At 41.6% G+C, this 23,968-nt stretch carries 28 protein-coding genes; 20 read left to right on the top strand and 8 right to left on the bottom strand.

Annotation, left to right across the window (positions count from 1 at the left end):
- The first annotated feature begins 160 nt into the window (after positions 1–160).
- Entirely contained in the window at positions 161–1,981 is a 1,821-nt protein-coding gene (kinA, locus tag CW370_RS02850; RefSeq protein ID WP_015252197.1) for a sporulation histidine kinase KinA, read from the top strand.
- 9 nt (positions 1,982–1,990) lie between these two features.
- On the opposite strand, the gene CW370_RS02855 is transcribed toward kinA, so the two are convergent.
- A complete protein-coding gene (locus CW370_RS02855; RefSeq protein WP_014476653.1) occupies positions 1,991–3,172 on the bottom strand; it encodes an aminotransferase A in 1,182 nt (393 codons plus the stop codon).
- A 201-nt stretch (positions 3,173–3,373) separates the two neighbouring features.
- The gene (locus CW370_RS02860; RefSeq protein ID WP_003245246.1) at positions 3,374–3,535 is read right to left on the bottom strand and encodes a hypothetical protein; all 162 of its coding nucleotides are present in this window, start codon (positions 3,533–3,535) and stop codon (positions 3,374–3,376) included.
- Between the two features lie 203 nt (positions 3,536–3,738).
- Between CW370_RS02860 and cheV the strand changes: the two genes are divergently transcribed.
- Positions 3,739–4,650 (top strand): chemotaxis protein CheV, encoded by a 912-nt coding sequence (gene cheV / locus CW370_RS02865; protein ID WP_014476655.1) that lies wholly within the window; start codon positions 3,739–3,741, stop codon positions 4,648–4,650.
- A 43-nt stretch (positions 4,651–4,693) separates the two neighbouring features.
- Here cheV and CW370_RS02870 read toward each other — a convergent pair whose 3' ends face one another.
- The 4 genes from CW370_RS02870 to CW370_RS02885 form a co-directional block, all read right to left on the bottom strand.
- On the bottom strand, positions 4,694–5,158 hold the full coding sequence (locus CW370_RS02870) for a YkyB family protein (protein WP_024573420.1): 465 nt from the start codon (positions 5,156–5,158) through the stop codon (positions 4,694–4,696).
- A 125-nt stretch (positions 5,159–5,283) separates the two neighbouring features.
- Complete coding sequence (locus CW370_RS02875) at positions 5,284–6,576, bottom strand: MFS transporter (protein ID WP_014479656.1); 1,293 nt, start codon at positions 6,574–6,576, stop codon at positions 5,284–5,286.
- Between the two features lie 75 nt (positions 6,577–6,651).
- Positions 6,652–7,146: a L,D-transpeptidase family protein gene (locus CW370_RS02880; RefSeq protein ID WP_072174092.1), complete on the bottom strand. Its 495-nt coding sequence runs from the start codon at positions 7,144–7,146 to the stop codon at positions 6,652–6,654.
- Positions 7,147–7,202: 56 nt separating this feature from the next.
- Positions 7,203–8,063: a metallophosphoesterase gene (locus tag CW370_RS02885; protein ID WP_024573035.1), complete on the bottom strand. Its 861-nt coding sequence runs from the start codon at positions 8,061–8,063 to the stop codon at positions 7,203–7,205.
- Between the two features lie 142 nt (positions 8,064–8,205).
- Between CW370_RS02885 and fadH the strand changes: the two genes are divergently transcribed.
- The 13 genes from fadH (at position 8,206) to CW370_RS02950 (ending at position 17,969) form a co-directional block, all read left to right on the top strand.
- Positions 8,206–8,970, top strand: a complete 765-nt coding sequence (gene fadH / locus CW370_RS02890) for a 2,4-dienoyl-CoA reductase (protein ID WP_029946463.1) — start codon at positions 8,206–8,208, stop codon at positions 8,968–8,970.
- 63 nt (positions 8,971–9,033) lie between these two features.
- On the top strand, positions 9,034–10,257 hold the full coding sequence (locus CW370_RS02895; RefSeq protein ID WP_003232391.1) for an EAL domain-containing protein: 1,224 nt from the start codon (positions 9,034–9,036) through the stop codon (positions 10,255–10,257).
- A gap of 645 nt (positions 10,258–10,902) precedes the next feature.
- The gene (locus tag CW370_RS02900; RefSeq protein WP_003218671.1) at positions 10,903–11,142 is read left to right on the top strand and encodes a YkuJ family protein; all 240 of its coding nucleotides are present in this window, start codon (positions 10,903–10,905) and stop codon (positions 11,140–11,142) included.
- Positions 11,143–11,251: 109 nt separating this feature from the next.
- A complete protein-coding gene (locus tag CW370_RS02905) occupies positions 11,252–11,770 on the top strand; it encodes a ribonuclease H-like YkuK family protein (protein WP_003232389.1) in 519 nt (172 codons plus the stop codon).
- A 133-nt stretch (positions 11,771–11,903) separates the two neighbouring features.
- A complete protein-coding gene (gene abbA / locus CW370_RS02910) occupies positions 11,904–12,101 on the top strand; it encodes an AbrB antirepressor AbbA (RefSeq protein WP_010886502.1) in 198 nt (65 codons plus the stop codon).
- A gap of 137 nt (positions 12,102–12,238) precedes the next feature.
- Positions 12,239–12,682, top strand: a complete 444-nt coding sequence (gene cbpB / locus CW370_RS02915) for a cyclic-di-AMP-binding protein CbpB (protein ID WP_003218674.1) — start codon at positions 12,239–12,241, stop codon at positions 12,680–12,682.
- 147 nt (positions 12,683–12,829) lie between these two features.
- The gene (ccpC, locus tag CW370_RS02920; protein WP_003232387.1) at positions 12,830–13,711 is read left to right on the top strand and encodes a transcriptional regulator CcpC; all 882 of its coding nucleotides are present in this window, start codon (positions 12,830–12,832) and stop codon (positions 13,709–13,711) included.
- Between the two features lie 111 nt (positions 13,712–13,822).
- Positions 13,823–14,299, top strand: coding sequence for a flavodoxin (locus CW370_RS02925; RefSeq protein WP_014476664.1), 477 nt, complete (start codon positions 13,823–13,825; stop codon positions 14,297–14,299).
- Positions 14,289–15,182, top strand: coding sequence for a WD40/YVTN/BNR-like repeat-containing protein (locus CW370_RS02930; RefSeq protein ID WP_024573089.1), 894 nt, complete (start codon positions 14,289–14,291; stop codon positions 15,180–15,182). Before CW370_RS02925 ends, CW370_RS02930 begins: the two co-directional genes overlap by 11 nt.
- Before the next feature lie 15 nt (positions 15,183–15,197).
- On the top strand, positions 15,198–15,653 hold the full coding sequence (locus CW370_RS02935; RefSeq protein WP_024573090.1) for a flavodoxin: 456 nt from the start codon (positions 15,198–15,200) through the stop codon (positions 15,651–15,653).
- A 104-nt stretch (positions 15,654–15,757) separates the two neighbouring features.
- On the top strand, positions 15,758–16,468 hold the full coding sequence (dapD, locus tag CW370_RS02940) for a 2,3,4,5-tetrahydropyridine-2,6-dicarboxylate N-acetyltransferase (RefSeq protein ID WP_003218680.1): 711 nt from the start codon (positions 15,758–15,760) through the stop codon (positions 16,466–16,468).
- A gap of 69 nt (positions 16,469–16,537) precedes the next feature.
- Entirely contained in the window at positions 16,538–17,662 is a 1,125-nt protein-coding gene (locus CW370_RS02945) for an N-acetyldiaminopimelate deacetylase (protein ID WP_024571972.1), read from the top strand.
- Between the two features lie 61 nt (positions 17,663–17,723).
- Positions 17,724–17,969 carry a YkuS family protein gene (locus tag CW370_RS02950; RefSeq protein WP_003232382.1) on the top strand — a complete coding sequence of 82 codons (246 nt, stop codon included), beginning with the start codon at positions 17,724–17,726 and terminating at the stop codon, positions 17,967–17,969.
- A gap of 36 nt (positions 17,970–18,005) precedes the next feature.
- On the opposite strand, the gene mscT is transcribed toward CW370_RS02950, so the two are convergent.
- Entirely contained in the window at positions 18,006–18,809 is an 804-nt protein-coding gene (gene mscT, locus CW370_RS02955) for a small-conductance mechanosensitive channel protein MscT (protein WP_003244994.1), read from the bottom strand.
- A gap of 235 nt (positions 18,810–19,044) precedes the next feature.
- Between mscT and ahpA the strand changes: the two genes are divergently transcribed.
- From ahpA to rok, 3 genes are all read left to right on the top strand, one after another.
- Positions 19,045–19,587, top strand: a complete 543-nt coding sequence (ahpA, locus tag CW370_RS02960) for a biofilm-specific peroxidase AhpA (RefSeq protein ID WP_003245371.1) — start codon at positions 19,045–19,047, stop codon at positions 19,585–19,587.
- Between the two features lie 69 nt (positions 19,588–19,656).
- On the top strand, positions 19,657–20,103 hold the full coding sequence (ykuV, locus tag CW370_RS02965; protein WP_024571971.1) for a thiol-disulfide oxidoreductase YkuV: 447 nt from the start codon (positions 19,657–19,659) through the stop codon (positions 20,101–20,103).
- Between the two features lie 465 nt (positions 20,104–20,568).
- Entirely contained in the window at positions 20,569–21,144 is a 576-nt protein-coding gene (rok, locus tag CW370_RS02970) for a transcriptional regulator Rok (protein ID WP_003232378.1), read from the top strand.
- A 40-nt stretch (positions 21,145–21,184) separates the two neighbouring features.
- Here rok and cse15 read toward each other — a convergent pair whose 3' ends face one another.
- The gene (cse15, locus tag CW370_RS02975) at positions 21,185–22,150 is read right to left on the bottom strand and encodes a spore protein Cse15 (protein ID WP_024571970.1); all 966 of its coding nucleotides are present in this window, start codon (positions 22,148–22,150) and stop codon (positions 21,185–21,187) included.
- Positions 22,151–22,286: 136 nt separating this feature from the next.
- On the opposite strand from cse15, the gene CW370_RS02980 reads away from it, so the two are divergent.
- Both CW370_RS02980 and CW370_RS02985 read left to right on the top strand, forming a co-directional pair.
- The gene (locus CW370_RS02980) at positions 22,287–22,886 is read left to right on the top strand and encodes a molybdenum cofactor guanylyltransferase (protein WP_024571969.1); all 600 of its coding nucleotides are present in this window, start codon (positions 22,287–22,289) and stop codon (positions 22,884–22,886) included.
- Positions 22,887–22,936: 50 nt separating this feature from the next.
- A complete protein-coding gene (locus CW370_RS02985; RefSeq protein WP_029946464.1) occupies positions 22,937–23,956 on the top strand; it encodes a molybdopterin-synthase adenylyltransferase MoeB in 1,020 nt (339 codons plus the stop codon).
- The last annotated feature ends 12 nt before the right edge of the window (positions 23,957–23,968 follow it).

The raw sequence follows: 23,968 nt of genomic DNA on the forward strand, positions 1-23,968 counted from the left end.
ACAGGGTGCACAACGAAAAGATTGTGTGCCCTTTCTTTTATTCAAAAATTGACGTTCACCATAAGAATAGAAGGAGAATACTCATTTTCTAGCGAATCATACTAGGTAAAAGTCAATCTGTATATGTCGAAACACGATGATCATGCAAAGGAGGGATTCTGTGGAACAGGATACGCAGCATGTTAAACCACTTCAAACAAAAACCGATATTCATGCAGTCTTGGCCTCTAATGGACGCATCATTTATATATCTGCCAACTCCAAACTGCATTTGGGCTATCTCCAAGGAGAGATGATCGGATCATTCCTCAAAACGTTTCTGCATGAGGAAGACCAATTTTTGGTTGAAAGCTATTTTTATAATGAACATCATCTGATGCCGTGCACCTTTCGTTTTATTAAAAAAGATCATACGATTGTGTGGGTGGAGGCTGCGGTAGAAATTGTTACGACAAGAGCTGAGCGGACAGAACGGGAAATCATTTTGAAAATGAAGGTTCTTGAAGAAGAAACAGGCCATCAATCCCTAAACTGCGAAAAACATGAAATCGAACCTGCAAGCCCGGAATCGACTACATATATAACGGATGATTATGAACGGTTGGTTGAAAATCTCCCGAGTCCGCTATGCATCAGTGTCAAAGGCAAGATCGTCTATGTAAACAGCGCGATGCTTTCAATGCTGGGAGCAAAAAGCAAGGATGCTATTATTGGAAAATGGTCTTATGAATTTATTGAAGAAGAATATCATGATATCGTGAAAAACAGGATTATACGAATGCAAAAAGGAATGGAAGTCGGAATGATTGAACAGACGTGGAAAAGGCTTGATGGCACACCTGTTCATTTAGAAGTGAAAGCATCCCCGACCGTCTACAAAAACCAGCAGGCTGAGCTGCTGCTGCTGATCGATATCTCTTCAAGGAAAAAATTCCAAACCATCCTGCAAAAAAGCCGTGAACGATATCAGCTGCTGATTCAAAATTCCATTGATACCATTGCGGTGATTCACAATGGAAAATGGGTGTTTATGAATGAATCGGGAATTTCCCTGTTTGAAGCGGCTACCTATGAGGACTTAATTGGCAAAAACATATACGATCAGCTGCATCCTTGCGATCACGAGGATGTAAAAGAGAGAATCCAAAACATCGCCGAGCAAAAAACAGAATCTGAAATTGTCAAGCAATCCTGGTTCACCTTTCAGAACAGGGTCATTTATACGGAGATGGTCTGCATTCCGACGACCTTTTTTGGTGAAGCGGCCGTCCAGGTCATTCTTCGGGACATCTCAGAGAGAAAACAAACAGAAGAATTGATGCTGAAATCGGAAAAATTATCAATCGCAGGGCAGCTCGCGGCGGGAATCGCCCATGAGATCCGCAACCCTCTTACAGCGATCAAAGGATTTTTACAGCTGATGAAACCGACAATGGAAGGCAACGAACATTACTTTGATATTGTGTTTTCTGAACTCAGCCGTATCGAATTAATACTCAGTGAATTGCTCATGCTGGCGAAACCTCAGCAAAATGCTGTCAAAGAATATTTGAACTTGAAAAAATTAATTGGTGAGGTTTCAGCCCTGTTAGAAACGCAGGCGAATTTAAATGGCATTTTTATCAGAACAAGTTATGAAAAAGACAGCATTTATATAAACGGGGATCAAAACCAATTAAAGCAGGTATTCATTAATTTAATCAAAAATGCAGTTGAATCAATGCCTGATGGGGGAACAGTAGACATAATCATAACCGAAGATGAGCATTCTGTTCATGTTACTGTCAAAGACGAAGGGGAAGGTATACCTGAAAAGGTACTAAACCGGATTGGAGAGCCATTTTTAACAACAAAAGAAAAAGGTACGGGGCTTGGATTAATGGTGACATTTAATATCATTGAAAACCATCAGGGAGTTATACATGTGGACAGCCATCCTGAAAAAGGCACAGCGTTTAAAATTTCATTTCCAAAAAAATAAAACAACGGCTTAAACGCCGTTGTTTATCGTCTGCATGGCTTCACGTTTTTTTAATACAAATAATTCTAAACGGTCCAGGCCTTCTCTCAGCGTGTCCAGCGAGTACGCAAAAGACAATCTTACATATCCTTCACCATATGTTGAGAACGAGCTGCCCGGCACGAGTGCCACACCAGCGTCTTCCAAAAGAGCCATACTAAAATCAAATGAAGTCATTCCAAATGATTTAATAGAAGGAAAGATATAAAACGCACCGGACGGTTTAACTACGTCAAGTCCCATGGAAACAAGACGGTCATAAACATAGTCGAGACGTTTTTTGTATTGTTCTCTCATAATCAATGCGTCGTCAAAGCCGTTTGTGACAGCTTCAAGCGCGGCTTTTTGAGAAATGGATGAGGCGCACGACACATTGTATTGATGAACCTTTAAAATGTGCTTTGCAATGTCTTTCGGTGCGAATAAAAATCCAATTCTCCAACCGGTCATGCTGTGTGATTTTGACAAGCCGTTAATGACAATTGTTTGATCCCGCAAATGGTTTGCGATGGAGTAATGCGGTCTGTCATATGTTAATTCACTGTATATTTCATCAGACAATACGAAGACATTTCTGCCTTTTAAAAGGGCTGCGATGCTTTTCAGTTCTTCTTCAGATAAAGTCACGCCGGTAGGATTTGACGGATAAGGAAGCACGACACACTTGGTGTTGGGTGTCAGAGCATCTTCAATCAGCCGGGCGGTAAGCTTAAAGCCGTGTGACGTAGTATCAACAATGACAGGCTTGGCCCCGCACAAATTGATAATAGGTTCATAGCCTGGATAAATAGGCCCTGGCATAATGACTTCATCACCGGGAGATAAAATCGTCCGGAATGCAGCATCAATGGCTTGGCTTGCGCCTGTTGTGATGATAATTTCAGATTCAGCATCATAGTTGAAATCCGCTTTTTTCTTCATATAAAGCTGCACAGCTTGTCTCAGCTCCAGGTAGCCGGCATTCGGAGTATATGACGTCACGTTTTCATCAATGGCTTTTTTTGCGGCAGCTTTCACATGATGCGGTGTGAAAAAATCAGGCTGGCCGATTGTAAGTGAAATGACGTCTTCGTGTTGGGCTACAAGATTCGAGAATTTGCGTATTCCTGAAATTTCGATCTCTCTTGCTTTCGGATTCAGCAAATGTTCCATAATTCATCACCTTAACAAATATAATGAGTTTATCCTATTTTACCACTAGCTGATCATTTGTCACCTTTTTAACTGATATATTTCGATTGTATGCGCCTTTTTTCTAAACATACCTTTCTTTTCAGAAAAAAAGAAGACAACCAGCGATTTGATTGTCTTTATTGTATCATGTTCTATTATTGTTTATATGTGCCAATTTCATTAATAGCCATAATCAAAATGAAGGTCTTCGTGCCAAATCAGATACGGAGGATGCTCTTCTTGAAGGTCAGCTGATTCTTTCTTCATATTCAGGTAAGTTTCTTCACTGATATCCTCTAAAACAGTCATTTCGTTTTCTTTAAATATTACTAAGGTACCCATTATTTACACCCTTCTTTGGAAAAATCCTTGACTATTTTATCACTGTTAGTTGGAAAGTCAATGGTTATTAGGAAAAAAGTTTCTTTTTTGAGGAACGCGGCTTGTTGCCTTCGGAATTCGATTTTGAAGAGCTGCCATTCACTTTTTACAAATTACGCCGATATATACAGTACAATACTGAATGCGAATAGCGAGGGATTGAATTGTCGTTACAACAATACGAAATTTTATTGGATTCTGGTACAAATGAATTAGAAATTGTGAAGTTTGGCGTGGGTGAAAATGCTTTCGGAATTAACGTCATGAAGGTAAGAGAAATTATTCAGCCTGTCGAGGTGACATCAGTGCCTCACTCCCATCAGCATGTAGAAGGAATGATTAAACTCAGAGGAGAAATCCTCCCGGTGATCAGTCTCTTCTCATTTTTTGGAGTAGAGCCTGAAGGATCAAAAGATGAGAAATATATCGTGACTGAATTTAATAAACGGAAAATTGTTTTTCATGTCGGCTCTGTTTCTCAAATTCACAGAGTATCCTGGGAAGCGATTGAAAAGCCGACATCGTTAAATCAAGGAATGGAGCGGCACCTTACCGGGATTATTAAGCTCGAAGACCTGATGATCTTTTTGCCTGACTATGAAAAAATTATTTATGACATTGAATCAGATTCAGGTGTTGACACGTATAATATGCATACCGAGGGCTTCGATGAAAGAAGAACTGATAAAAAGCTTATCATTGTAGAGGACTCACCGCTTTTGATGCGCCTCTTGCAGGATGAATTAAAAGAAGCAGGGTACAACAATATCGCTTCGTTTGAAAATGGAAAAGAAGCATATGAATACATTATGAACCTTGCTGAAAACGAAACTGATTTATCAGAACAGATTGATATGATCATCACTGATATTGAAATGCCAAAAATGGACGGACACAGGCTCACAAAGCTGCTGAAGGAAAATCCGAAAAGCTCAGATGTGCCGGTTATGATTTTCTCATCGTTAATTACGGATGATCTGCGTCACCGCGGCGAAGTTGTAGGCGCAGATGAGCAAATCAGCAAGCCTGAGATCAGTGATTTGATTAAAAAAGTGGATACGTATGTTATTGAATAAATAAAAACAGCCGTTGCCAGAAAGAGGCACGGCTGTTTTTATTTTAAAAGTAACTCTCGCCAAGTTTTTTAAAGACCGGTTTATGGTAAACTGGCTGCTGGCGATTTGGCACTAGCGGCTTTTCTTTCATGCCGACATATTCTTGCAATAGGTGTTTCGCTTTTGTTAAAGACATTTGAGCTTTAGGATTTCGGTACGATTGATTAAGTGTACCTAAATGCGGAAGATGTTCGAAGTCTTCTTTAGTTGGAGGCATGTGAAAATAGTAGTCTCCGATTGAGATAAGCACGTCCGATTGCTGTTGGCTGAACCTTGGATTTTTTGAAAAATGAAGCCCTATTTTCTTTCCTTTACCTTCTTTGACAAGCTTTTGCAAAGCCCGTTTTTTCAGCAGATATAGGTATTTAGGGTTGGGGGCGGTTTTTGCATGGCGGTTCACAGTGTAAACTGCTTTTGAAAGATTTTCTACGGTTGGCTGCAGATCTTTCGTATATGCATGGTCGTCCATTATTTCTCTCCTTTGCTCTTATCAATTTCTATATGTTTAGATTATACTTTTTTAAAGTTGAAATGCAAATATTGAATGTAAAAATGCGCTTTTTTCTAAGAAAAAAAGCGCATTTTTAACCTGCATTATACAGATCTTGCCTTCTTTTTCGGCTGTTCTTGAAATGCTTCCTGAACATTCACTTCCACAGCCTGAGCACTGTATTTTGGCAGTGCAATAAAATAAAAAATAAAAACGAGCAGGATAATAACACCCATGCCGTAATAAAGATAATCAATGTTTGAAACAAACTTAGGGAATAACAGCGCGACTAAGCCAAGTGTCAAAGACTGTGCAAACATCATAAAAGGGTCCTGCATGCCGCTTACACGTCCCATCAGTTTTGGATGAACAATTTTTGGCATCCACCCTCCGATTGCAATGTTGATCGGTCCGATGCACATTCCCAGTGCAAAAGCTGCCGCGTAATACACCCATAAAATATTGGTGTAGCCGAGGACGAAGATCAGCAAACCTGCAATGAAAATCGGTATCGACATTAAAAAGTGCGGCTTCACTTTTTTAGAGATGATCGTGCCGATTACGCTGCCTGCCAGCAGCCCAAACCCGAGTGCGATCGTAAATACAGACGTATGCCACTCATAACGGTCAGGCGCCAATCCATATTTCATTGTAAACATCGGCAATACGGCGAATCCTCCGTTGACAAATCCAAAAATGAAGAAGCCGAAAATAAGAGATGCCAGCAATTTGTTTTTTAAAATATAGAGAATGCCTTCTCTAAAGTCATTTATTGAATCCTTAACAGAAGTCTTTCTCCAGCTGAATGCACCGTTTGGCTGTCGGGCTTCTTTTGGAATCCGGCAGCTGCGGATCAGCAGCCCGGAAATGATAAAGCTGACAAAATCAAGAATAATGGCGCCTTCAATACCGATTGTGTTGTACATAAACGCGCCTATACCGACTCCAAACACCATAAAAATGCTAAAAAGCATCTGATTAAGCCCTGCCGCTTTCGCATAATGCTCCTTCGGCAGAATGGCTTGTACCAAACTGTTTTCTGCCGGAAAGAAAAACTTTGTTACAGCGCTTCTGATAAATAAGATACAAAAAACAAGAGGAATATTGCCGGTAAATAAAGTGAAAAAAAGCACGACAGTCAGGCCTGCTCTGATCCAATCACAATTTTCTGCCACCTTTTTTCTGTCAAACCGGTCCGCGACGACTCCCACGATCAGAAATACAAATATGGTCGGAAGAGAATACATTAGCTCCGCCAAGGTCGTATATGAAGGCTGGCTGCTGAATCGGTCCAGCAAAAAAAAAGCAAAGGCCATGTTGCCTACTGTCGTGCCCATTTGAGAAGCGAGTGCTGCGAAAAATAGACGAACAAAATTACGATTTTTAAATATATCCATAAAAACGCTCCTTACCCTAAAGGTCCCACTTTATCATATTATAAACCGCCTGTTTTTGAAACAAATAAGAAAACATTACCGGTTAATCGTGACTCTTGTTCCGTTTGGCACAATTGAAGCAAGTTCGATCACGTCTTTGTTATGCATGCGAATGCAGCCTTTAGAAACAGCCTTACCAATCGAAGCGGGATTATTCGTCCCATGTATTCCGTAGTGCTGCTTTGAAAGGCTCAGCCAATAAGCGCCAAATGGGCCGCCGGGATTGCGCTGGCGGTTAATAATGTAAAACTCGCCAGTAGGCGTTTGCGTTAGTATTTTACCAACGGCGATGGGATAGGTTTTCATTACCCGATTATTTAGGAACAGCGTAAGGGTCTTTGCTCCGATTGAGACTGCGATATGATACGGAATTGTATAAGGGTCCGGCAGTCCGGGGATGACTATGGACTGTCCCGCGGTGAGCCCTGCCTGTAGTGACGGATTAGCCTGGAGTAATGCAGCCGTGCTGATTCTGAAATCAGCCGCGATGCTGTTCAGTGTATCACCTTGCTTCACCTGGTACGTAAGCAGTTTCCTCATCCTCCTTTTTTACTTATAAGTATTGATGAGGAGCCCATCCTGCTACATTAATTTGTGCTTTTTAAGGTGAAGACAGTGATTTCAGGCTTGGCCAGAAACCGCAAAGGCAGCCTGGTCATCCCGAGGCCTCGGTTTACGTAAATATGAGTGCTGCCCATTTGATACATTCCCTCTGTGTAGACTTTTCCATATGGAGGCGTAATAATCGGTCCGTAAAAAGGCAGCTGAATCTGGCCACCGTGTGTATGACCGGAAAGCTGAAGGTTCACGGGATAATCTGTTGTTTTCAAGGCTGCATCAGGTTCATGGACGAGAAGAATGGAAAAAAGTCTGTCGCTCAGCCTTGAAAGGGTGCCTTCATAATCTGGGTTTCCCAGCATTAAGTCATCAAGCGAAGCAATTTCGATTTTGCTGCCATCTGCGAGTGACAATGTTTGATAGCCATTGCGATATACCGTGAAACCTCCGGCCGTCATCAGGCTTTTGTAAACGGCAGTTCCATAGCCTCCGTGATCATGATTGCCGTAAATACAAAGCTTGCCGAAGGGAGCATTAAGCTTTCTCAATAATGGAATGACTGCCTGGTGGTGCTGGTACGTATCAGGATTATCGATAATATCACCTGTAAAAACAATTAGATCAGGTTTAGATTCATTAATTGTAAGAATGACAGTTTTTAAATCTTCGAGAGTAAAGTAATCACTCAAGTGTGCATCGCTGAACTGCACGATTTTAAAACCGTCAAATCCGTGCGGGATGAGAGAGCTTTTTATTGTGTGTTCGGTTGTCTCGATCATATGCGGCTCGAGATACCTGGCATAGCCATATCCCCCGCCGGCCGTTAAAGCCCCGGCAGCAAGAGCGCCGAACATTCCTTTTAGAAATTGTCTTCTGGACATCTTTTTCATTTCAAACCAACCTTTAATAGAGTTTTTCTATTATATCATCTGTATCTGATAAAAATCTCATATGAGCATGTGCTGACAGAGGCAGGGATATAATGATAGAATATTATTGAATGAATACTCATTCACAATTGGAGGGATAAACATGGAAAAAAAGGCGGTAATTATTACCGGCGGGTCAAGCGGCATGGGAAAAACGATGGCAAAAAAACAGGCTGAATTAGGGTGGCACGTTATGGTGACAGGGAGGAACCATGAGGCACTTGAGGAAACAAAAAAAGAAATTCAGACCTTTGAGGGACAGGTCGCTTGTTTTCAAATGGATGTCCGTTCCGATTCCGCCGCTTCAGACATGATTAAAGAAGCGATAAAAGCCTTTGGCCGGCTTGACGCGCTGATTAACAACGCAGCCGGAAACTTTATTTGTCCGGCAGAAAAGCTGACGCCCAATGGATGGAAAGCCGTTATTGAGATTGTTTTAAACGGCACATTTTTTTGCAGCCAGGCAGCGGCAAGGCATTGGATTGACCAGAAGCAGCAGGGTGTCATTTTAAATATGGCAGCCACGTACGCTTGGGGAGCGGGAGCGGGGGTCGTTCATTCCGCTGCAGCCAAAGCGGGGGTATTGTCATTGACAAGAACGCTGGCCGTTGAATGGGGGAGCAAATACGGCATTCGCACAAACGCGATAGCCCCCGGACCGATTGAACGAACAGGTGGTGCGGAGAAGCTATTTGAATCGGAAAAAGCGATGGCCCGCACGATGAACAGTGTGCCGCTCGGCCGATTGGGCACACCGGAGGAAATCGCCGCTTTGGCAGCGTTTTTGCTTTCTGATGAAGCATCCTATATAAACGGGGATTGTATCACAATGGACGGAGGGCAATGGCTGAATCCTTATCCGTTTTAAAGAATATTAATCTTTGGATTCAATGTGGTATAATCAGACAAAGATAGAGAAGCAGGTGATAACATGTTGGATCCACTTGATATTTTAACGAACATTGATGATGTCCTTCCATATTACCAGGCGATTTTCAGTGCCGAGGAACAGAAGGTTGTCGGATATGAGGTGCTTGGACGAATTTTGGCAGATTCAGAAATCCAAAGTCTCGGACCCTTCTTTTTAGATGCAGGGATACCCGAAGAATATAAATTAGAGGTTGATAACAGAATTATCCGCCAGGCTCTTGACCGCTTTTTAGAGGCGGATTCTGATCTGCTGATTTTTATGAATCAGGATGCCAATCTGCTGATGCTGGATCATGGTGAAAGCTTTCTGGAGCTTCTGAAAGAATATGAAGCGAAGGGAATCGAACTACATCGTTTTGTTCTTGAAATTACAGAGCACAATTTTGAAGGGGATATTGAGCAGCTCTACCATATGCTTGCATACTATCGTACATACGGAATTAAAATCGCAGTTGACAACATCGGAAAAGAAAGCAGCAACTTGGACAGAATCGCGCTGCTCTCACCAGATCTGTTAAAAATCGATTTGCAGGCGCTGAAAGTGTCACAGCCGTCACCGTCATATGAGCATGTGCTGTACAGCATATCTTTATTAGCAAGAAAAATCGGTGCGGCGCTATTGTATGAAGACATTGAGGCGAACTTCCAGCTTCAGTACGCCTGGAGAAACGGAGGCCGTTATTTTCAGGGCTATTACTTGGTGTCTCCATCTGAAACGTTTCTAGAGAGAGATGTATTGAAACAAAGACTTAAAACTGAATTTCACCAATTTATCACACATGAGAAAAAGAAACTGGAGACCGTCTATGAGCACTCTGAACAGTTTTACAAACGAGTGCATCAGGCTGTGACCTCTTTGAGAAAAAACAATCTGTCTTCTGATGATGACTTTATTAAAAAGCTGGCGGAAGAGCTGACAGATTGCAGCTTCAGGATTTACATGTGTGATGAAGAAGGCGATCAGCTGACGGGAAATGTGTTTAAGCAAGATGGAGAATGGATTTATCAGCCGGAATATGCGGAAAAGAACTGGAGCTGGCGCCCTTATTTTCTGGAGAACATTATGAGAATGAGAAATCTCAGGAAAGGTTTTTTCAGTGATCTGTACAGTGATTTGGAAACAGGTGAAATGATCAGAACGTTTTCATATCCGATGGATGATCAGATGTATTTATTTATAGACTTGCCTTATTCTTATTTATATGAGCAGGACGGACTGATTTAACGGCTGAAAGGCCGTTTTTTTTATGAATTGAAAAAAATATCAAAAAACGATTGACATTGATACTGAGAATCATTATCATTTAATTGTAGAGAGAAGCTACTCTCTGTTCCCCAACCCCTCTATCAGATCAAGATCCGAAAAAACTTGGCGCTACCCCCGCCAAGTTTTTTATTTGTCAAAGCATAGGACAATCCAATGAAACAATAAACCTAACTAGTGGTAAACGTTTAACACGGGGAGAAACATTCAGTGCCGAACACCCCTGACACTGCTGCACGGGTGAGGAGGAAAATTCGTTCTGAAATGTTTATTTCAGTTCCGTTGTTTACCTCTATCCAGCATGACTCCCATTGATTATGGCCACGCGGGACTTCACCATAAAATTCAAAAGAAGGTTTTGACAAAATTGCAAAAAGGCATTCTTAATGCTGCCAAAGATTCGAAAAAAATTATAATTGTGTGCATGACATTCAAAAAAAGCCTCAAACTAAAGAAAAATAGTTTTTTTCACTTTTTTTCTTTGCTTAAATTCAGCAGTGAAAATGCCATCCTGTCCGACTTTATGGTATGATGCTCAATAGAACTTGTATTATAATAAATACTTGTTGATTTGAAGTTGCTTTTTGAAAGGAGTCTTTTTTTAGAATGTCACAATTAATGGGTATCATCACACGGCTGCAAAGTCTGCAAGAAACAGCGGAAGCGGCTAACGAGCCAATGCAGCGTTATTTCGAAGTGAATGGTGAGAAAATATGCAGTGTTAAATATTTCGAAAAAAATCAAACGTTTGAACTGACGGTTTTCCAAAAAGGTGAAAAACCTAACACATATCCGTTTGATAATATCGACATGGTTTCCATCGAAATCTTTGAACTTCTTCAGTAAGATTCCTGAAATAGGGGGAACAAGCTTCCGCCTTTGCAAAAGTAATCGAAATAAACGGTAAGGAACATACTTGTTTCATGGTTGTAAATCCTTGAAAAGGAGTGTCGTGATGGCTGATTCTTTTCTGTTTTATAATCTTTCAGAAGCACAGATGACCTTTCAAGATGTGATGGAACGGCTTAAAGCCTTTGTTCAAAAGGACCCCCGTTCTTCTTATGTGTTATCGATCGGAACCGATTCACAGGTTTACCGCGATTACACAAAGTTTATTACCGCATTGCATTTGCATCGTACAGGCAAGGGAGCTTGGGGCTGCTTGAAAAATCATACAGTCGACAGACCCATACATAGCCTTCGGGAGAAGATTTCGTTAGAAACGGCGTACAGCCAAGAAACGGCCGCTCATATTCTTGATGGACACTTAATGGATATTACCGATCTGCTCCTGCCCTTTACCGGTGAGGGGGCGGATCTTACCTTTGAAGTTCACTTGGATATTGGGAAAAAAGGGCTTACAAAAGATCTGATCCAAGAAATGACTGGACGTATTACCTCCATGGGGATTGAGGCCAAAATAAAGCCGGATTCATACACTGCCTTCAGCTATGCAAATCGTTTCACAAAATAATTTGGCTGAAAAAGCCAAGGTAAATGTCGAATTATGCGGTTGACGTTTGTTATCTGATTACTTATTCTAGCGGTAGAGCTGAAAGTAAGTTGTCTTGCTTTCAGAGGTATTCAGTATAAAACAGGGGGCCTGATTGCGAATGAGTCTTATCGGTGAACGATTTACAGAAGAAGAACAAAAACTTCTGCTGAATATCCTGATCAACCATGAGTATGCCATCGAGCTATTAAGCAGTGAAATCAACGATATAGAGACAGGGACCAAAAACGTTGACGGAACCACCTACAAAAAACTTGTAACGCTATACGACCGATTTCGATTTGAAAATTAATGGGACACCCTATAATTGATACTCCACAAAGAGTATCTTTTTTATTGAAAGGAAACTTTTCGACAAATACTGATAAAGTTTATATTATTGCAATATAGGGAATGTATTGATGATGAAAATGAAAAGGGGTCGAAAACATGATAAGCTTACAATCAGATCAACTTCTTGAGGCAACAGTCGGACAATTTATGATTGAGGCGGACAAAGTAGCGCACGTGCAAGTCGGAAATAACCTTGAGCACGCATTATTAGTATTGACAAAAACCGGATACACAGCCATCCCGGTTCTGGATCCTTCCTATCGTTTACATGGCTTAATCGGGACAAATATGATCATGAACAGTATTTTTGGACTTGAGCGAATTGAGTTTGAAAAGCTTGACCAAATCACTGTTGAGGAAGTCATGCTGACCGACATTCCGCGCCTTCATATCAATGATCCGATTATGAAGGGATTCGGCATGGTCATTAATAACGGATTTGTCTGTGTTGAAAATGACGAGCAGGTATTTGAAGGGATTTTTACGAGAAGAGTCGTTTTAAAGGAATTGAATAAGCATATACGCTCGTTGAATAAGTAGGCTGTACGGCCTATTTTTATTATATAGCCAGAGCGAAAAAAGAAAGCGCATACATAATTTAAACGAGAATAGGGCTTGAATAAGAAACTAAGATTTTATTAGAATGGGAGATAAGAAAAACTTATTGATAACAAAAAGGAGGACGACATGCAGCTTCAAGAGCTTCATATGCTCGTAGTTTTAGCTGAGGAATTAAATATGAGAAAGGCGGCAGAACGGCTTTTTGTATCTCAGCCGGCTTTATCTCAGCGCTTACAAACCATTGAAAAGGCGTGGGGAACAAAAATCTTTTTAAGATCACAAAAAGGATTAACGGTAACGCCCGCCGGTGAGAAAATCATTCAGTTTGCGAATGATGTGACATTAGAGCAGGAAAGAATAAGAGAAAATATTGACGAGCTTGAAGGTGAAATTCACGGCACATTGAAGCTTGCCGTCGCCTCCATAATCGGTCAGCATTGGCTCCCTAAAGTCCTGAAGACGTATGTGGAAAAGTATCCGAATGCAAAGATCTCGCTCATAACCGGGTGGAGCAGCGAAATGCTGAAAAGCTTGTATGAGGATCAGGTTCATATCGGCATTATAAGAGGCAACCCTGAGTGGAAGGGGCGCAAAGATTACTTAATGACAGATCATCTGTATTTAGTGGATACTGAAATTTCCTGCATCGAAGATATTGCCCATACAGAACGGCCGTTTATCCAGTTTAAAAGTGACAGCACTTATTTTCAGGAAATTCAGCACTGGTGGCACCAAAAATTTAAAACGTCGCCGAAACAGACGATATTGGTTGATCAGATTGAAACGTGCAAACAGATGGCGTTGCACGGAATCGGTTATGCTATTTTGCCGTCTGTTACCCTTCAAAATGAAGATAAAGTGAATAAAATGCCTCTTTTAGACATGAAAGGGCATCCGATCGGTCGGGATACATGGTTATTAGGCTATGAGCCTGCCTTTGAACTGAAACAAGTTCAAGCTTTTGTACAAGTGATAAAGGATATGCTGGATCAGGAAAATCCATTTTAAAGACAGCGAGGTGCTGTCTTTTTTTTATTTATCTGTTGACAGTGAGAATCATTATCATTTAAAGTGATACATATGATATTGAAAATCATTATCAATTAATGGGGTGATAACATGGCTAAAGCCTTGATTACATATGCCAGCATGTCAGGAAATACAGAAGACATTGCCTTCATAATAAAAGATACGCTTCAGGAATATGAGTTGGATATCGATTGTGTCGAGATAGATGATGTGGATGTGTCTTGTTTAACCTCCTATGATTACGTACTGATTGGCACCTATACATGGGGGGACGGCGATTTGCCCTACGAAGCGGAGGATTTTTTCGAAGAGGTCAAACAGCTTCAGCTTAATGGTTTAAAAACAGCCTGCTTCGGGTCTGGCGATTATTCTTATCCAAAGTTTTGCGAAGCGGTGAATTTGTTCAATGCCATGCTGCAAGAGGCGGGAGCTGCTGTTTACCAGGAAACACTAAAAATTGAATTAGCGCCTGAAACAGATGAAGATGTGGAAAGCTGCCGAGCGTTTGCGAGAGGTTTTCTTGCATGGGCAGATTATATGAACAAGGAAAAAAGCCATGTTTCATAAAGGAGCAACTGCTGTTACGGCATCGGCGTTTTCTGGATATTTTGTGGCGGTACAAAGAGAAGGCATTTTTCATTATTCTTTAGAGCAGGGCTGGAGAAAGCTTTTTCGTTTGAAAAGTAAGATACACTGTATCAGCTACATAGGGCCTTACTTATTTGGCGTTGGTGAAAAGGGAACAGTCATTCGTTCGGCTGATGAAGGGAAAACCTGGACGATGTCGAGCTTTCCGACAAATGCAACAGTGTGGGCGATTACCGGCAGAAACAACGGGTTTGTCTGCGCCCACGGTAAGCATTGTATTTATGTATCGGATGATTTTGGTGTCTCATGGCGCGTAGCCAAACCTTTTGCCGAATTTCATAATCCCCCTGTTATCCGGTCGCTATGCCTTCACGGGGGCAATCTTTTTATCGGCACGCAAATACACGAATATTTTGGCGGCATTTGGGCTTACGACATTAAGCGTGACAATGTCCAAATTGTCAAAAAAGAAAAAAACCGGATGACGGCATCCATGCTCGTGTTCAATGAAAATTGGCTGGTGGCGGCGATGGGTTCTGTGAAAGGAAAGCACGGTGCTGTCACTGTACGGAATCTTTTGAATGGTGAAGAATTCATCATTCAATCCAGCATGATCAGAATAGAAGAATCATTTCTTGATCTTTCAGAGGATGATGGCATTATATATGTCACTACAACACAAGATGAAAATGGTTTTTCGAGAATTTACCAGGCTGATCTCGAAGCCCGATCGTTAAAATGGTTCGATATCATTAAGGGGCATGGATGGAGAGTGGCCAATCAGAAAGAGAATTTCTTTTGCGCAGGCTTGTATGAATGTAAATTTGTCCAGCCGTACGAAGTTTCAGCAATGATTCATTAGAGGAGGAACAAGGAATTGGCGAAGATTTTGCTCGTTTATGCAACAATGTCAGGCAATACTGAAGCAATGGCAGATTTGATTGAAAAGGGGCTTCAGGAGGCGGAAGCAGAAGTAGACCGTTTCGAAGCAATGGATATTGATGATGCCCAGCTGTTTACCGATTATGACCATATCATAATGGGGACCTACACATGGGGAGACGGAGATCTGCCTGATGAATTTTTAGATCTGGCTGAAGACATGGATGAGATTGATTTTTCCGGCAAAACATGCGCTGTATTCGGTTCCGGTGATACAGCATATGAATTTTTCTGCGGAGCGGTTGATACGCTAGAGGCAAAAATAAAAGAACGCGGTGGAGACATTGTGCTGCCTTCGGTAAAAATCGAAAATAATCCAGAAGGTGAAGAAAAGGAAGAATTAATAAACTTCGGGAGACAATTCGCAAAGAAAAGCGGGTGCGCTGTCTGATCACTCACTGGGAACTGCTAAAACGGCTGTTCCTTTTTTTCTTGTCTTTGTATCTTTCCTTTGATACAGTAATGAGGTAGAAAATCAGGAGGAGGACTATACATATGAAAATGATGGACGCAAATGAAATTATTTCATTTATTCAAAATAGTACAAAATCTACACCTGTAAAGGTTTACGTGAAAGGTGAGCTGGAAGGAATCAATTTCGGCGAATCTGCGAAAGCTTTTATCAACGGAAACACTGGTGTCGTTTTCGGTGAGTGGAGCGAAATCCAAACAGCAATCGAAGAAAACCAAAGCAAAATCGAAGACTATGTGGTTGAAAATGACCGCCGCAATTCTGCGATCCCAATGCTTGATCTTAAAAACATCAAAGCGCGTATCGAACCGGGCGCGATCATCCGCGACCAAGTTGAAATTGGTGATAACGCAGTCATCATGATGGGTGCTTCTATTAATATCGGTTCAGTCATCGGCGAAGGCACAATGATTGATATGAACGTTGTGCTTGGCGGACGAGCTACTGTCGGAAAAAACTGCCATATCGGCGCGGGTTCTGTACTTGCGGGCGTTATTGAGCCGCCATCCGCTAAACCGGTTGTGATTGAAGACGACGTCGTAATCGGCGCAAATGCTGTTGTGCTTGAAGGCGTAACAGTAGGTAAAGGAGCTGTTGTTGCTGCGGGAGCGATCGTGGTAAACGACGTTGAGCCATACACTGTCGTTGCAGGCACACCAGCTAAAAAAATCAAAGACATTGATGAAAAAACAAAAGGCAAAACTGAAATCAAGCAGGAATTACGCCAGCTGTAAGGAAAAGTTTGATAAAAAAGGCGTGGATAATATATCCACGCCTTATTCGTATAGGCAGGAGGAATAGAAATGAAGATAGAGGAGCTCATCGCAATTCGCAGAGATCTGCATCGTATACCGGAGCTTGGATTTCAGGAGTTCAAAACCCAGCAGTATTTATTAAATGTCTTGGAACAATATCCGCAAGACAGAATTGAAATTGAGAAATGGCGAACAGGGCTTTTTGTAAAAGTGAACGGGACGGAGCCGGAAAAAATGCTGGCGTACAGAGCGGATATCGATGCGCTTTCTATAGAAGAGCAAACTGGTCTTCCATTCGCATCAGAGCATCACGGCAACATGCACGCCTGCGGTCACGATTTGCATATGACGATTGCACTCGGCATTATTGATCATTTTGTTCACCACCCAGTCAAACATGATTTGCTTTTTCTGTTTCAGCCGGCAGAGGAAGGGCCTGGCGGTGCGGAACCAATGCTTGAGAGCGATGTATTAAAAAAGTGGCAGCCTGATTTCATCACTGCGCTTCATATTGCTCCAGAGCTTCCGGTAGGCACCATTGCGACAAAAAGCGGCCTTCTATTTGCGAATACATCAGAGCTAGTCATCGATCTGGAAGGCAGAGGGGGACATGCGGCATATCCGCATTTGGCTGAGGATATGGTTGTAGCGGCAAGTACACTTGTCACTCAGCTGCAAACGATTATCTCTAGAAACACAGATCCGCTAGACAGTGCTGTTATTACAGTTGGTACCATTACCGGAGGCTCGGCACAAAATATCATTGCGGAAACGGCCCACCTGGAAGGCACAATCCGCACGCTTTCTGAAAAATCGATGAAACAGGTAAAGGAACGGATTGAAGATGTGGTGAAAGGAATCGAAATCGGATTCCGCTGCAAAGGAAAAGTGACATATCCGTCTGTCTATCACCAAGTTTACAATACGAGCGGATTAACAGAAGAATTTATGTCTTTTGTTGCTGAACATCAACTGGCGACAGTAATTGAAGCAAAAGAAGCAATGACTGGGGAGGATTTTGGCTATATGCTGAAAAAATATCCCGGCTTCATGTTCTGGCTCGGCGCTGATTCTGAACATGGGCTTCATCACGCTAAGCTGAATCCCGATGAAAATGCGATAGAAACAGCGGTTAATGTCATGACAGGTTATTTTTCTGTTTATGCCAATTAAGCACAAATGAAAGAATAAAATTCCATAAAATGAGCACTCTAGTAAACGGAGGTGTTCAAAAATGGCTAAAAAAATTGGAATTGAACAATCGTTATCAGATGTAGAAGCTGCTTTAAAAGAAAAAGGATATGACGTTGTAATGATGAAAAGCCCTGCTGATGCTCAAGGCTGTGACTGCTGTGTCGTAACAGGTCTTGATAATAATGTGCAAGGGATAGCCGATACGGTAACACAAGCACCTGTCATTACAGCTTCCGGGATGACGGCTGAAGAAATTTGCAGCGAAGTTGAAAGCAGAATTCAGTAATATAAAAACCGAAGCAAAAAGCTTCGGTTCTTTTATTTATTCTGTTTCTTTAGGGAAAGCGCGGTCGAACGCGTTCTTTATTTCTTTTCTCAACACTCGTTCGACTCGCCACTGTTCCATATTTTCTGTTTTGGCAATGACCCTGATCACAATTTCAGAAGTCCCCAGTTCTTGAATCCCGATGACATTTGGGCCTTCTTTTATTTGTGGAAGAGCCGCTGCCGTCTCATCACAAACCTGCTGTAAAATATGAATCATTTCATCAATGTTTCTTTCAGCCGGCACTTTAATATCAACAAGAGCCTGCATGGTACCACGAGAATGATTACTCACGTTTGTGATGTTTCTGTTGGGGATGTAATGCAATGTTCCGTCAAAGCTGCGGATTTGAGTTGTTCTTAAGCCAACCTGCTCGACAATTCCGTCAAAGGTGGAAACGGTAATATAGTCTCCGACATCCAATTGTTTCTCAAGCAAAATAAAAAAACCTGTCACGATGTCACTGACAAGCCCTTGGGCGCCAAATCCGACAGCCAGGCCGACGATTCCTGCCCCCGCTAAAAGAGCGCTTGGATCATAATGAAACAAATCTAGAACCATGACGAAGAATATAAAAATCAAAGTATAAGCAAATATGTTAAGAGTCAGGCTTCGGAGCGTATGTGCACGTCCTATAGACAAGCTATTCTGCTCCTCGAATTTTGCAAACAGATGTTTAATGATTTTCATGCCTAATGATCGAACGATAAAATAGAGCAATATCATAATGGCGAGTTTAATGAGCAGAACACCGGCATTTGTAATCAGTCCCGCCCAATCATATTGTTTAATAAAGTCCATGTTGAGCTCCTTTTCTAATTGATGGCTGCACATTGAGGCTAGTTACCCTGTACATGACCATGTTAAACGTTTTATTCAAAAATGTCGAAGCCAAAGACATGCATGATTTGTTAAAAATTGACTCAGGAAATCTACTTTTATATAATGGCATTGCAATATAACTAAAAATGGTTAATAACCCTTTATTTTCAAGCTATTTCGATTTTAAGCCAAACAATAAATTGGAGGGATACATATGGCAGAACGTATGGTAGGTAAACAAGCTCCTCGTTTTGAAATGGAAGCAGTCCTTGCAAGCAAAGAATTCGGCAAAGTAAGTCTTGAGGAAAACATGAAAAACGACAAATGGACAGTGCTGTTCTTCTATCCAATGGACTTTACTTTTGTTTGTCCGACAGAAATTACAGCAATGTCCGACCGCTATGACGAGTTCGAAGATCTTGATGCAGAAGTCATCGGGGTTTCAACTGATACCATCCATACTCATTTAGCTTGGATCAATACAGACCGCAAAGAAAACGGTCTTGGCCAGCTGAAATACCCGCTTGCTGCTGATACAAACCATGAGGTATCCCGGGAATATGGCGTTTTAATCGAAGAAGAAGGTGTGGCTTTGCGCGGATTGTTTATTATTAATCCTGAAGGGGAGCTCCAATACCAAACTGTTTTCCATAACAACATTGGACGTGATGTTGATGAAACGCTTCGTGTTCTCCAGGCGCTGCAAACTGGCGGACTCTGTCCGGCTAACTGGAAGCCAGGCCAAAAAACACTTTAATTCTTTCCAAGAACGAAAAGCGGTCTAGCATATTCGTTAGGCCTTTCTGTTAAATAGGAGGGAAAAGCAATGAAATTACGTCAGCCCATGCCGGAATTGACGGGAGAAAAAGCTTGGTTAAATGGTGAAGTGACGAGAGAGCAATTGATTGGGGAAAAGCCGACGCTTATTCATTTCTGGTCCATCAGCTGCCACTTGTGCAAAGAAGCGATGCCGCAAGTGAATGAATTTCGTGATAAATATAAAGATCAGCTGAATGTTGTAGCAGTGCATATGCCTCGTTCCGAAGATGATCTTGACCTTGGTAAAATTAAAGAAACAGCTGCTGAACACGATATCACTCAGCCGATTTTTGTTGACAGTGACCATGCTTTAACCGATGCATTTGAAAATGAATATGTGCCTGCATATTATGTGTTTGACAAAATAGGACAGCTCCGTCACTTCCAAGCCGGCGGGAGCGGTATGAAAATGCTTGAAAAACGTGTGAACCGCGTTCTGGCTGAAACGGAATAGATATCTGGCTAAATAGTATTTCCTAAAAACCTGATCTCATCAGGTTTTTTATTTGTGCAAAAAGCAATGGAAGAAGAGTAAGAAGCTTATTTTTCCAAATTTGGGTATAGGAATTGATGATTTGTTTGATTGATACGCTAAAAAACATAGCTAATTTTTGATGTTTTTCCTCAATTTTAGATAAATCTCATATCTCATAACTCGAAAATTGTAGATATTACACTAAATTTCTTTAAAGAAGTAAGTAAAATATATATTTTCAACATTATACCAAATAAACTAGAAAGACCCTTGACCCCTTGAGAATAAAGGACTCTTTTGAAAAATAAAACTTTTTCAGAAAATAAGGAATTTTTCATAGAGTAAATATAATAGTAAAATGCTAAAATAATAGTTGATAAAATTACTTTTGTAATCTAATATCTTAATTAAAGATGTTAATTTTGATAGGGGGTACATTGAGGAATGTTTAATGAAAGAGAAGCTTTGCGCTTGCGGTTAGAACAATTAAATGAAGCTGAAGTGAAAGTCATTCGTGAATATCAAATTGAACGTGATAAAATATACGCAAAATTAAGAGAGCTGGACAGAAATGGAAGCCCTTCCGAAATCAAAAAGGATTTCCGTTCTGAAAAAAAACCTGACTCTCTGCCGGTTCTCGCTGAGCTTGCGGCTCAGGAAATCAGAAGCTATCAGCCGCAATCACAGCAGCAGTCTGTTCAGCCTCAGCTTCAATCTATTTCCTCTCTTCCTGCCGGTATACCAGACGGAACAACACGAAGAAGAAGAGGAACGGCAAGACCGGGATCAAAAGCAGCTAAGCTGCGTGAAGCTGCTATTAAAACATTAAAACGCCACAACGCGGCGATTAAGAGCTCGGAGCTTCAAAAAGAGATTGAAAAAGAAAGCGGTCTTGAAATCCCTAATATGACAACGTTTATGCAAAGCTTAATTAAAATGTACCCGGAAGTGAAAAAGCCATATCGCGGGCAGTACATTTTAGAGGGTGAAATCGAATCTGCAGAATCAGCAAATGAATAAATATAAAGAAAAACTGCTTGGCATCGCTCAAGCAGTTTTTTTATTGAGGTTTTTTCTGTGAAGGTTTGTTTTCTTTTTCAAGATTAAGCTTATACACCCACTTTTGATAAGGCTTTTCTTCAGCGGCTCTGTTTTTCAGCTCTTCGATTGTATGGCTCTTGGCCTGGTCTGATGATTGGGCGTGGGCAAGCTGTTTTTGAAGCACATGTATCTGTTTGGTGACATCTTCAAGGATGGTCTCTACATGATTTGGCTGCGCGTAGACCGCTGGAGCTTCTTCTTCCGTTTTTTCTTTTTGTTTCGTGCCGCCATCAATATCGGCAAAATGAGAAGCAATCCAGGCATCGCTTTCATCAAGCTGCCGTTTATACGATATAATAGTTTCGTGAAATAATTTTTCTTTCGTTTTTTCTATGTCTAGCAGTCTTTCTTTCGTTTCTATGATTCGATCTTTCATATGATCAACTTCTATTTTAATATGTTTTAGCTGATATTCTTTTTCTACCATTTGCTCTTTTAGACGCCCGTTTTCGGCTTTTATCAATTCGGCTTGCTGTTTTGCCTGAAGCAGTGCATTTTGTTCCTGCTCAATTGAGGCTTGAAGTTCGCTGATCCGTTTATGAAGATTTTTATTTTCTTCTTCGATTTTGACTTTAGCAATATGAAGTTTATGTTTTTCTTCGATTTCGGCTCTGCGTTTATAGGTTTCAGCAGATAGAAGCTCCTGCAAAACAACGATTTTATCAAGCAGTTCAGCTCTTATTTGGTGCAGGGTTTGGCTGGTGTGGGAGGCATGTTTTTCTTTTGTTGACATATGTGTTAATTCGGCAGACAGCTGCTGGAGCTTTTCTTTCATATCGTTATTTTCTTTGAGCAGTTTGTTATTTTTCTGATGAAAGTAGCTTGCTTCAAGTTCAGAAATCAGCTTATGGCACCTTGAAAGCTCGGATTTTAAATAAAGGTTCTCCTGAGACACGTCGTGGAAAAAAGGACCTGATCTTTTCATTCGAACCATCTCCCTCATGATGTTAACACTACAATATGCAAATACTGAACAGCTATTCCTCTTTAATAAACAGACAAGCAGTAGCGTTGAGCCTTTGCTTTTGCTATGCTTTTAACGAAACTAGAGGTGAGATGATATGAAGCATGTAAACGTACTGCTGGCAGGGGGAGCCTCGCGGCGATTTGGAGAACCGAAGGCGTTTGTCAAATGGAAGGGCAGGATGCTTTACGAATGCGCTAAAGAAGCACTTGGAGAACAAACGGTTATCATCAGCCGTCCCGAATTTATTGATAGATTTCAAGAAAACGGTGAAAATGAAGTGTATCAAGATGCTGAGCCATTTCAAGGCATGGGGCCATTGGCTGGTATATATACCGCTTTTAAAAAGACAGACGGTGATCTTTATACTGTTCTTTCCTGTGACACACCGCTGATACAAAGAAGGACGATGCTGGAGCTCAAACGTCTAATGACTGCCGGTGCGGACGCGGTAGTCCCAATTTCAGACGGACAAGTGCAGCCATTGATTGCGATTTACCACAAACGTATCATGCCAGTTCTATACGATCAGCTTTCTGAGAAGAGGTTGAGAACATCAGATTTATTAGGCAGAATTTCGGTTTGTTACGTACAGGCTGAAAATATCGGAGCAAACCCGGCAGAGTTTATCAACATTAATACACGTGATGATTTTAGCTGTTTGGAAGAAAAATCGAACTCCCTCAAGCGGGACTGACGGGGCAATAACATGATAAGATGACATAAAAGATAAGGAGAACAGGTTTGATGGAGGAACGTTATTCACGGCAAATCAGATTTAAGCAAATTGGGGAAGAGGGTCAGAAAAGACTGGCAGACAGCCATGTGCTGATTGTCGGAGCGGGAGCGCTCGGCACTTCAGGAGCTGAAGGGCTTTCGAGAGCGGGAGTCGGTACGATTACCATTATTGACCGTGACTATGTGGAGTGGAGCAATCTTCAAAGGCAGCAGCTTTATACAGAAAGCGATGCCAAACTCCGCATGCCGAAAGCCATGGCTGCCAAAGAGCATCTATCAGCGATTAACAGCGAGATACATATTGAGGCGTATGTTACCGAAGGAACAGCCGAAACGCTTGAGCCGCTGATTGAAAAAGCAGATATCGTAATCGACGCGACAGATAATTTTGAAACCCGCATGCTGATAAACGACCTTGCCCAGAAAACAAAGACACCTTGGGTCTATGGCGCCTGTGTAAGCAGCCAGGGAATGTTCATGACTGTCATTCCCGGAGAAACCCCTTGTCTGTCTTGTTTGTTTGAGCAAATTCCTGTTGGCGGGGCGACGTGTGATACTGCCGGCATTATTCCGCCTGCTGTGCATATCGTTTCAGCATATCAGCAGGCTGAGGCATTAAAGCTGTTAACCGGCCAAATAGAAGCAATACAGCGGGGTTTTGTGACATTTGATGTCTGGAACAATTCGCATATGAAGATTAACGTTAATCATGTACGCCGTGAGGATTGCCCATCTTGCGGAGCAAATGCGGTATATCCTTATCTTCAGGATTGGAATACACCAAAAGCTGCTGTATTATGCGGCCGTGATACAGTGCAGGTAAGGTCAGAATCATTAAAAAGAATCCCGAAACAGGAACTCATTAAGCGGCTGAAAACAATCGGCAAGGTCGAGGCTAATGCGTTTTTGCTGCATATTTTTTACGAGGATTTCAGAATTGTCATTTTCAATGACGGACGGGCACTGGTGCATGGAACAAATGATGTGAAAGAAGCCAACTCCGTGTTGGCAAGAGTGATTGGACTGTAACAACAGGAGGGG

It is taken from the genome of Bacillus sp. SN32 (genome assembly GCF_002837495.1).
GTDB lineage: Bacteria > Bacillota > Bacilli > Bacillales > Bacillaceae > Bacillus > Bacillus subtilis.

Coding starts and splice junctions, on each gene's coding strand:
- CW370_RS02925 (WP_014476664.1), top strand. CDS start 13,823: ATGGCTAAAGCCTTGATTACATATGCCAGCATGTCAGGAAATACAGAA.
- CW370_RS02855 (WP_014476653.1), bottom strand. CDS start 3,172: ATGGAACATTTGCTGAATCCGAAAGCAAGAGAGATCGAAATTTCAGGA.
- CW370_RS02885 (WP_024573035.1), bottom strand. CDS start 8,063: ATGAAAAAGATGTCCAGAAGACAATTTCTAAAAGGAATGTTCGGCGCT.
- CW370_RS02870 (WP_024573420.1), bottom strand. CDS start 5,158: ATGGACGACCATGCATATACGAAAGATCTGCAGCCAACCGTAGAAAAT.
- CW370_RS02985 (WP_029946464.1), top strand. CDS start 22,937: ATGGAGGAACGTTATTCACGGCAAATCAGATTTAAGCAAATTGGGGAA.
- ykuV (WP_024571971.1), top strand. CDS start 19,657: ATGAAATTACGTCAGCCCATGCCGGAATTGACGGGAGAAAAAGCTTGG.
- CW370_RS02980 (WP_024571969.1), top strand. CDS start 22,287: ATGAAGCATGTAAACGTACTGCTGGCAGGGGGAGCCTCGCGGCGATTT.
- CW370_RS02945 (WP_024571972.1), top strand. CDS start 16,538: ATGAAGATAGAGGAGCTCATCGCAATTCGCAGAGATCTGCATCGTATA.
- CW370_RS02860 (WP_003245246.1), bottom strand. CDS start 3,535: ATGGGTACCTTAGTAATATTTAAAGAAAACGAAATGACTGTTTTAGAG.
- CW370_RS02930 (WP_024573089.1), top strand. CDS start 14,289: ATGTTTCATAAAGGAGCAACTGCTGTTACGGCATCGGCGTTTTCTGGA.
- CW370_RS02900 (WP_003218671.1), top strand. CDS start 10,903: ATGTCACAATTAATGGGTATCATCACACGGCTGCAAAGTCTGCAAGAA.
- dapD (WP_003218680.1), top strand. CDS start 15,758: ATGAAAATGATGGACGCAAATGAAATTATTTCATTTATTCAAAATAGT.
- rok (WP_003232378.1), top strand. CDS start 20,569: ATGTTTAATGAAAGAGAAGCTTTGCGCTTGCGGTTAGAACAATTAAAT.
- cse15 (WP_024571970.1), bottom strand. CDS start 22,150: ATGAAAAGATCAGGTCCTTTTTTCCACGACGTGTCTCAGGAGAACCTT.
- mscT (WP_003244994.1), bottom strand. CDS start 18,809: ATGGACTTTATTAAACAATATGATTGGGCGGGACTGATTACAAATGCC.
- CW370_RS02895 (WP_003232391.1), top strand. CDS start 9,034: ATGTTGGATCCACTTGATATTTTAACGAACATTGATGATGTCCTTCCA.
- CW370_RS02875 (WP_014479656.1), bottom strand. CDS start 6,576: ATGGATATATTTAAAAATCGTAATTTTGTTCGTCTATTTTTCGCAGCA.
- ccpC (WP_003232387.1), top strand. CDS start 12,830: ATGCAGCTTCAAGAGCTTCATATGCTCGTAGTTTTAGCTGAGGAATTA.
- fadH (WP_029946463.1), top strand. CDS start 8,206: ATGGAAAAAAAGGCGGTAATTATTACCGGCGGGTCAAGCGGCATGGGA.
- ahpA (WP_003245371.1), top strand. CDS start 19,045: ATGGCAGAACGTATGGTAGGTAAACAAGCTCCTCGTTTTGAAATGGAA.
- CW370_RS02950 (WP_003232382.1), top strand. CDS start 17,724: ATGGCTAAAAAAATTGGAATTGAACAATCGTTATCAGATGTAGAAGCT.
- cbpB (WP_003218674.1), top strand. CDS start 12,239: ATGATAAGCTTACAATCAGATCAACTTCTTGAGGCAACAGTCGGACAA.
- CW370_RS02905 (WP_003232389.1), top strand. CDS start 11,252: ATGGCTGATTCTTTTCTGTTTTATAATCTTTCAGAAGCACAGATGACC.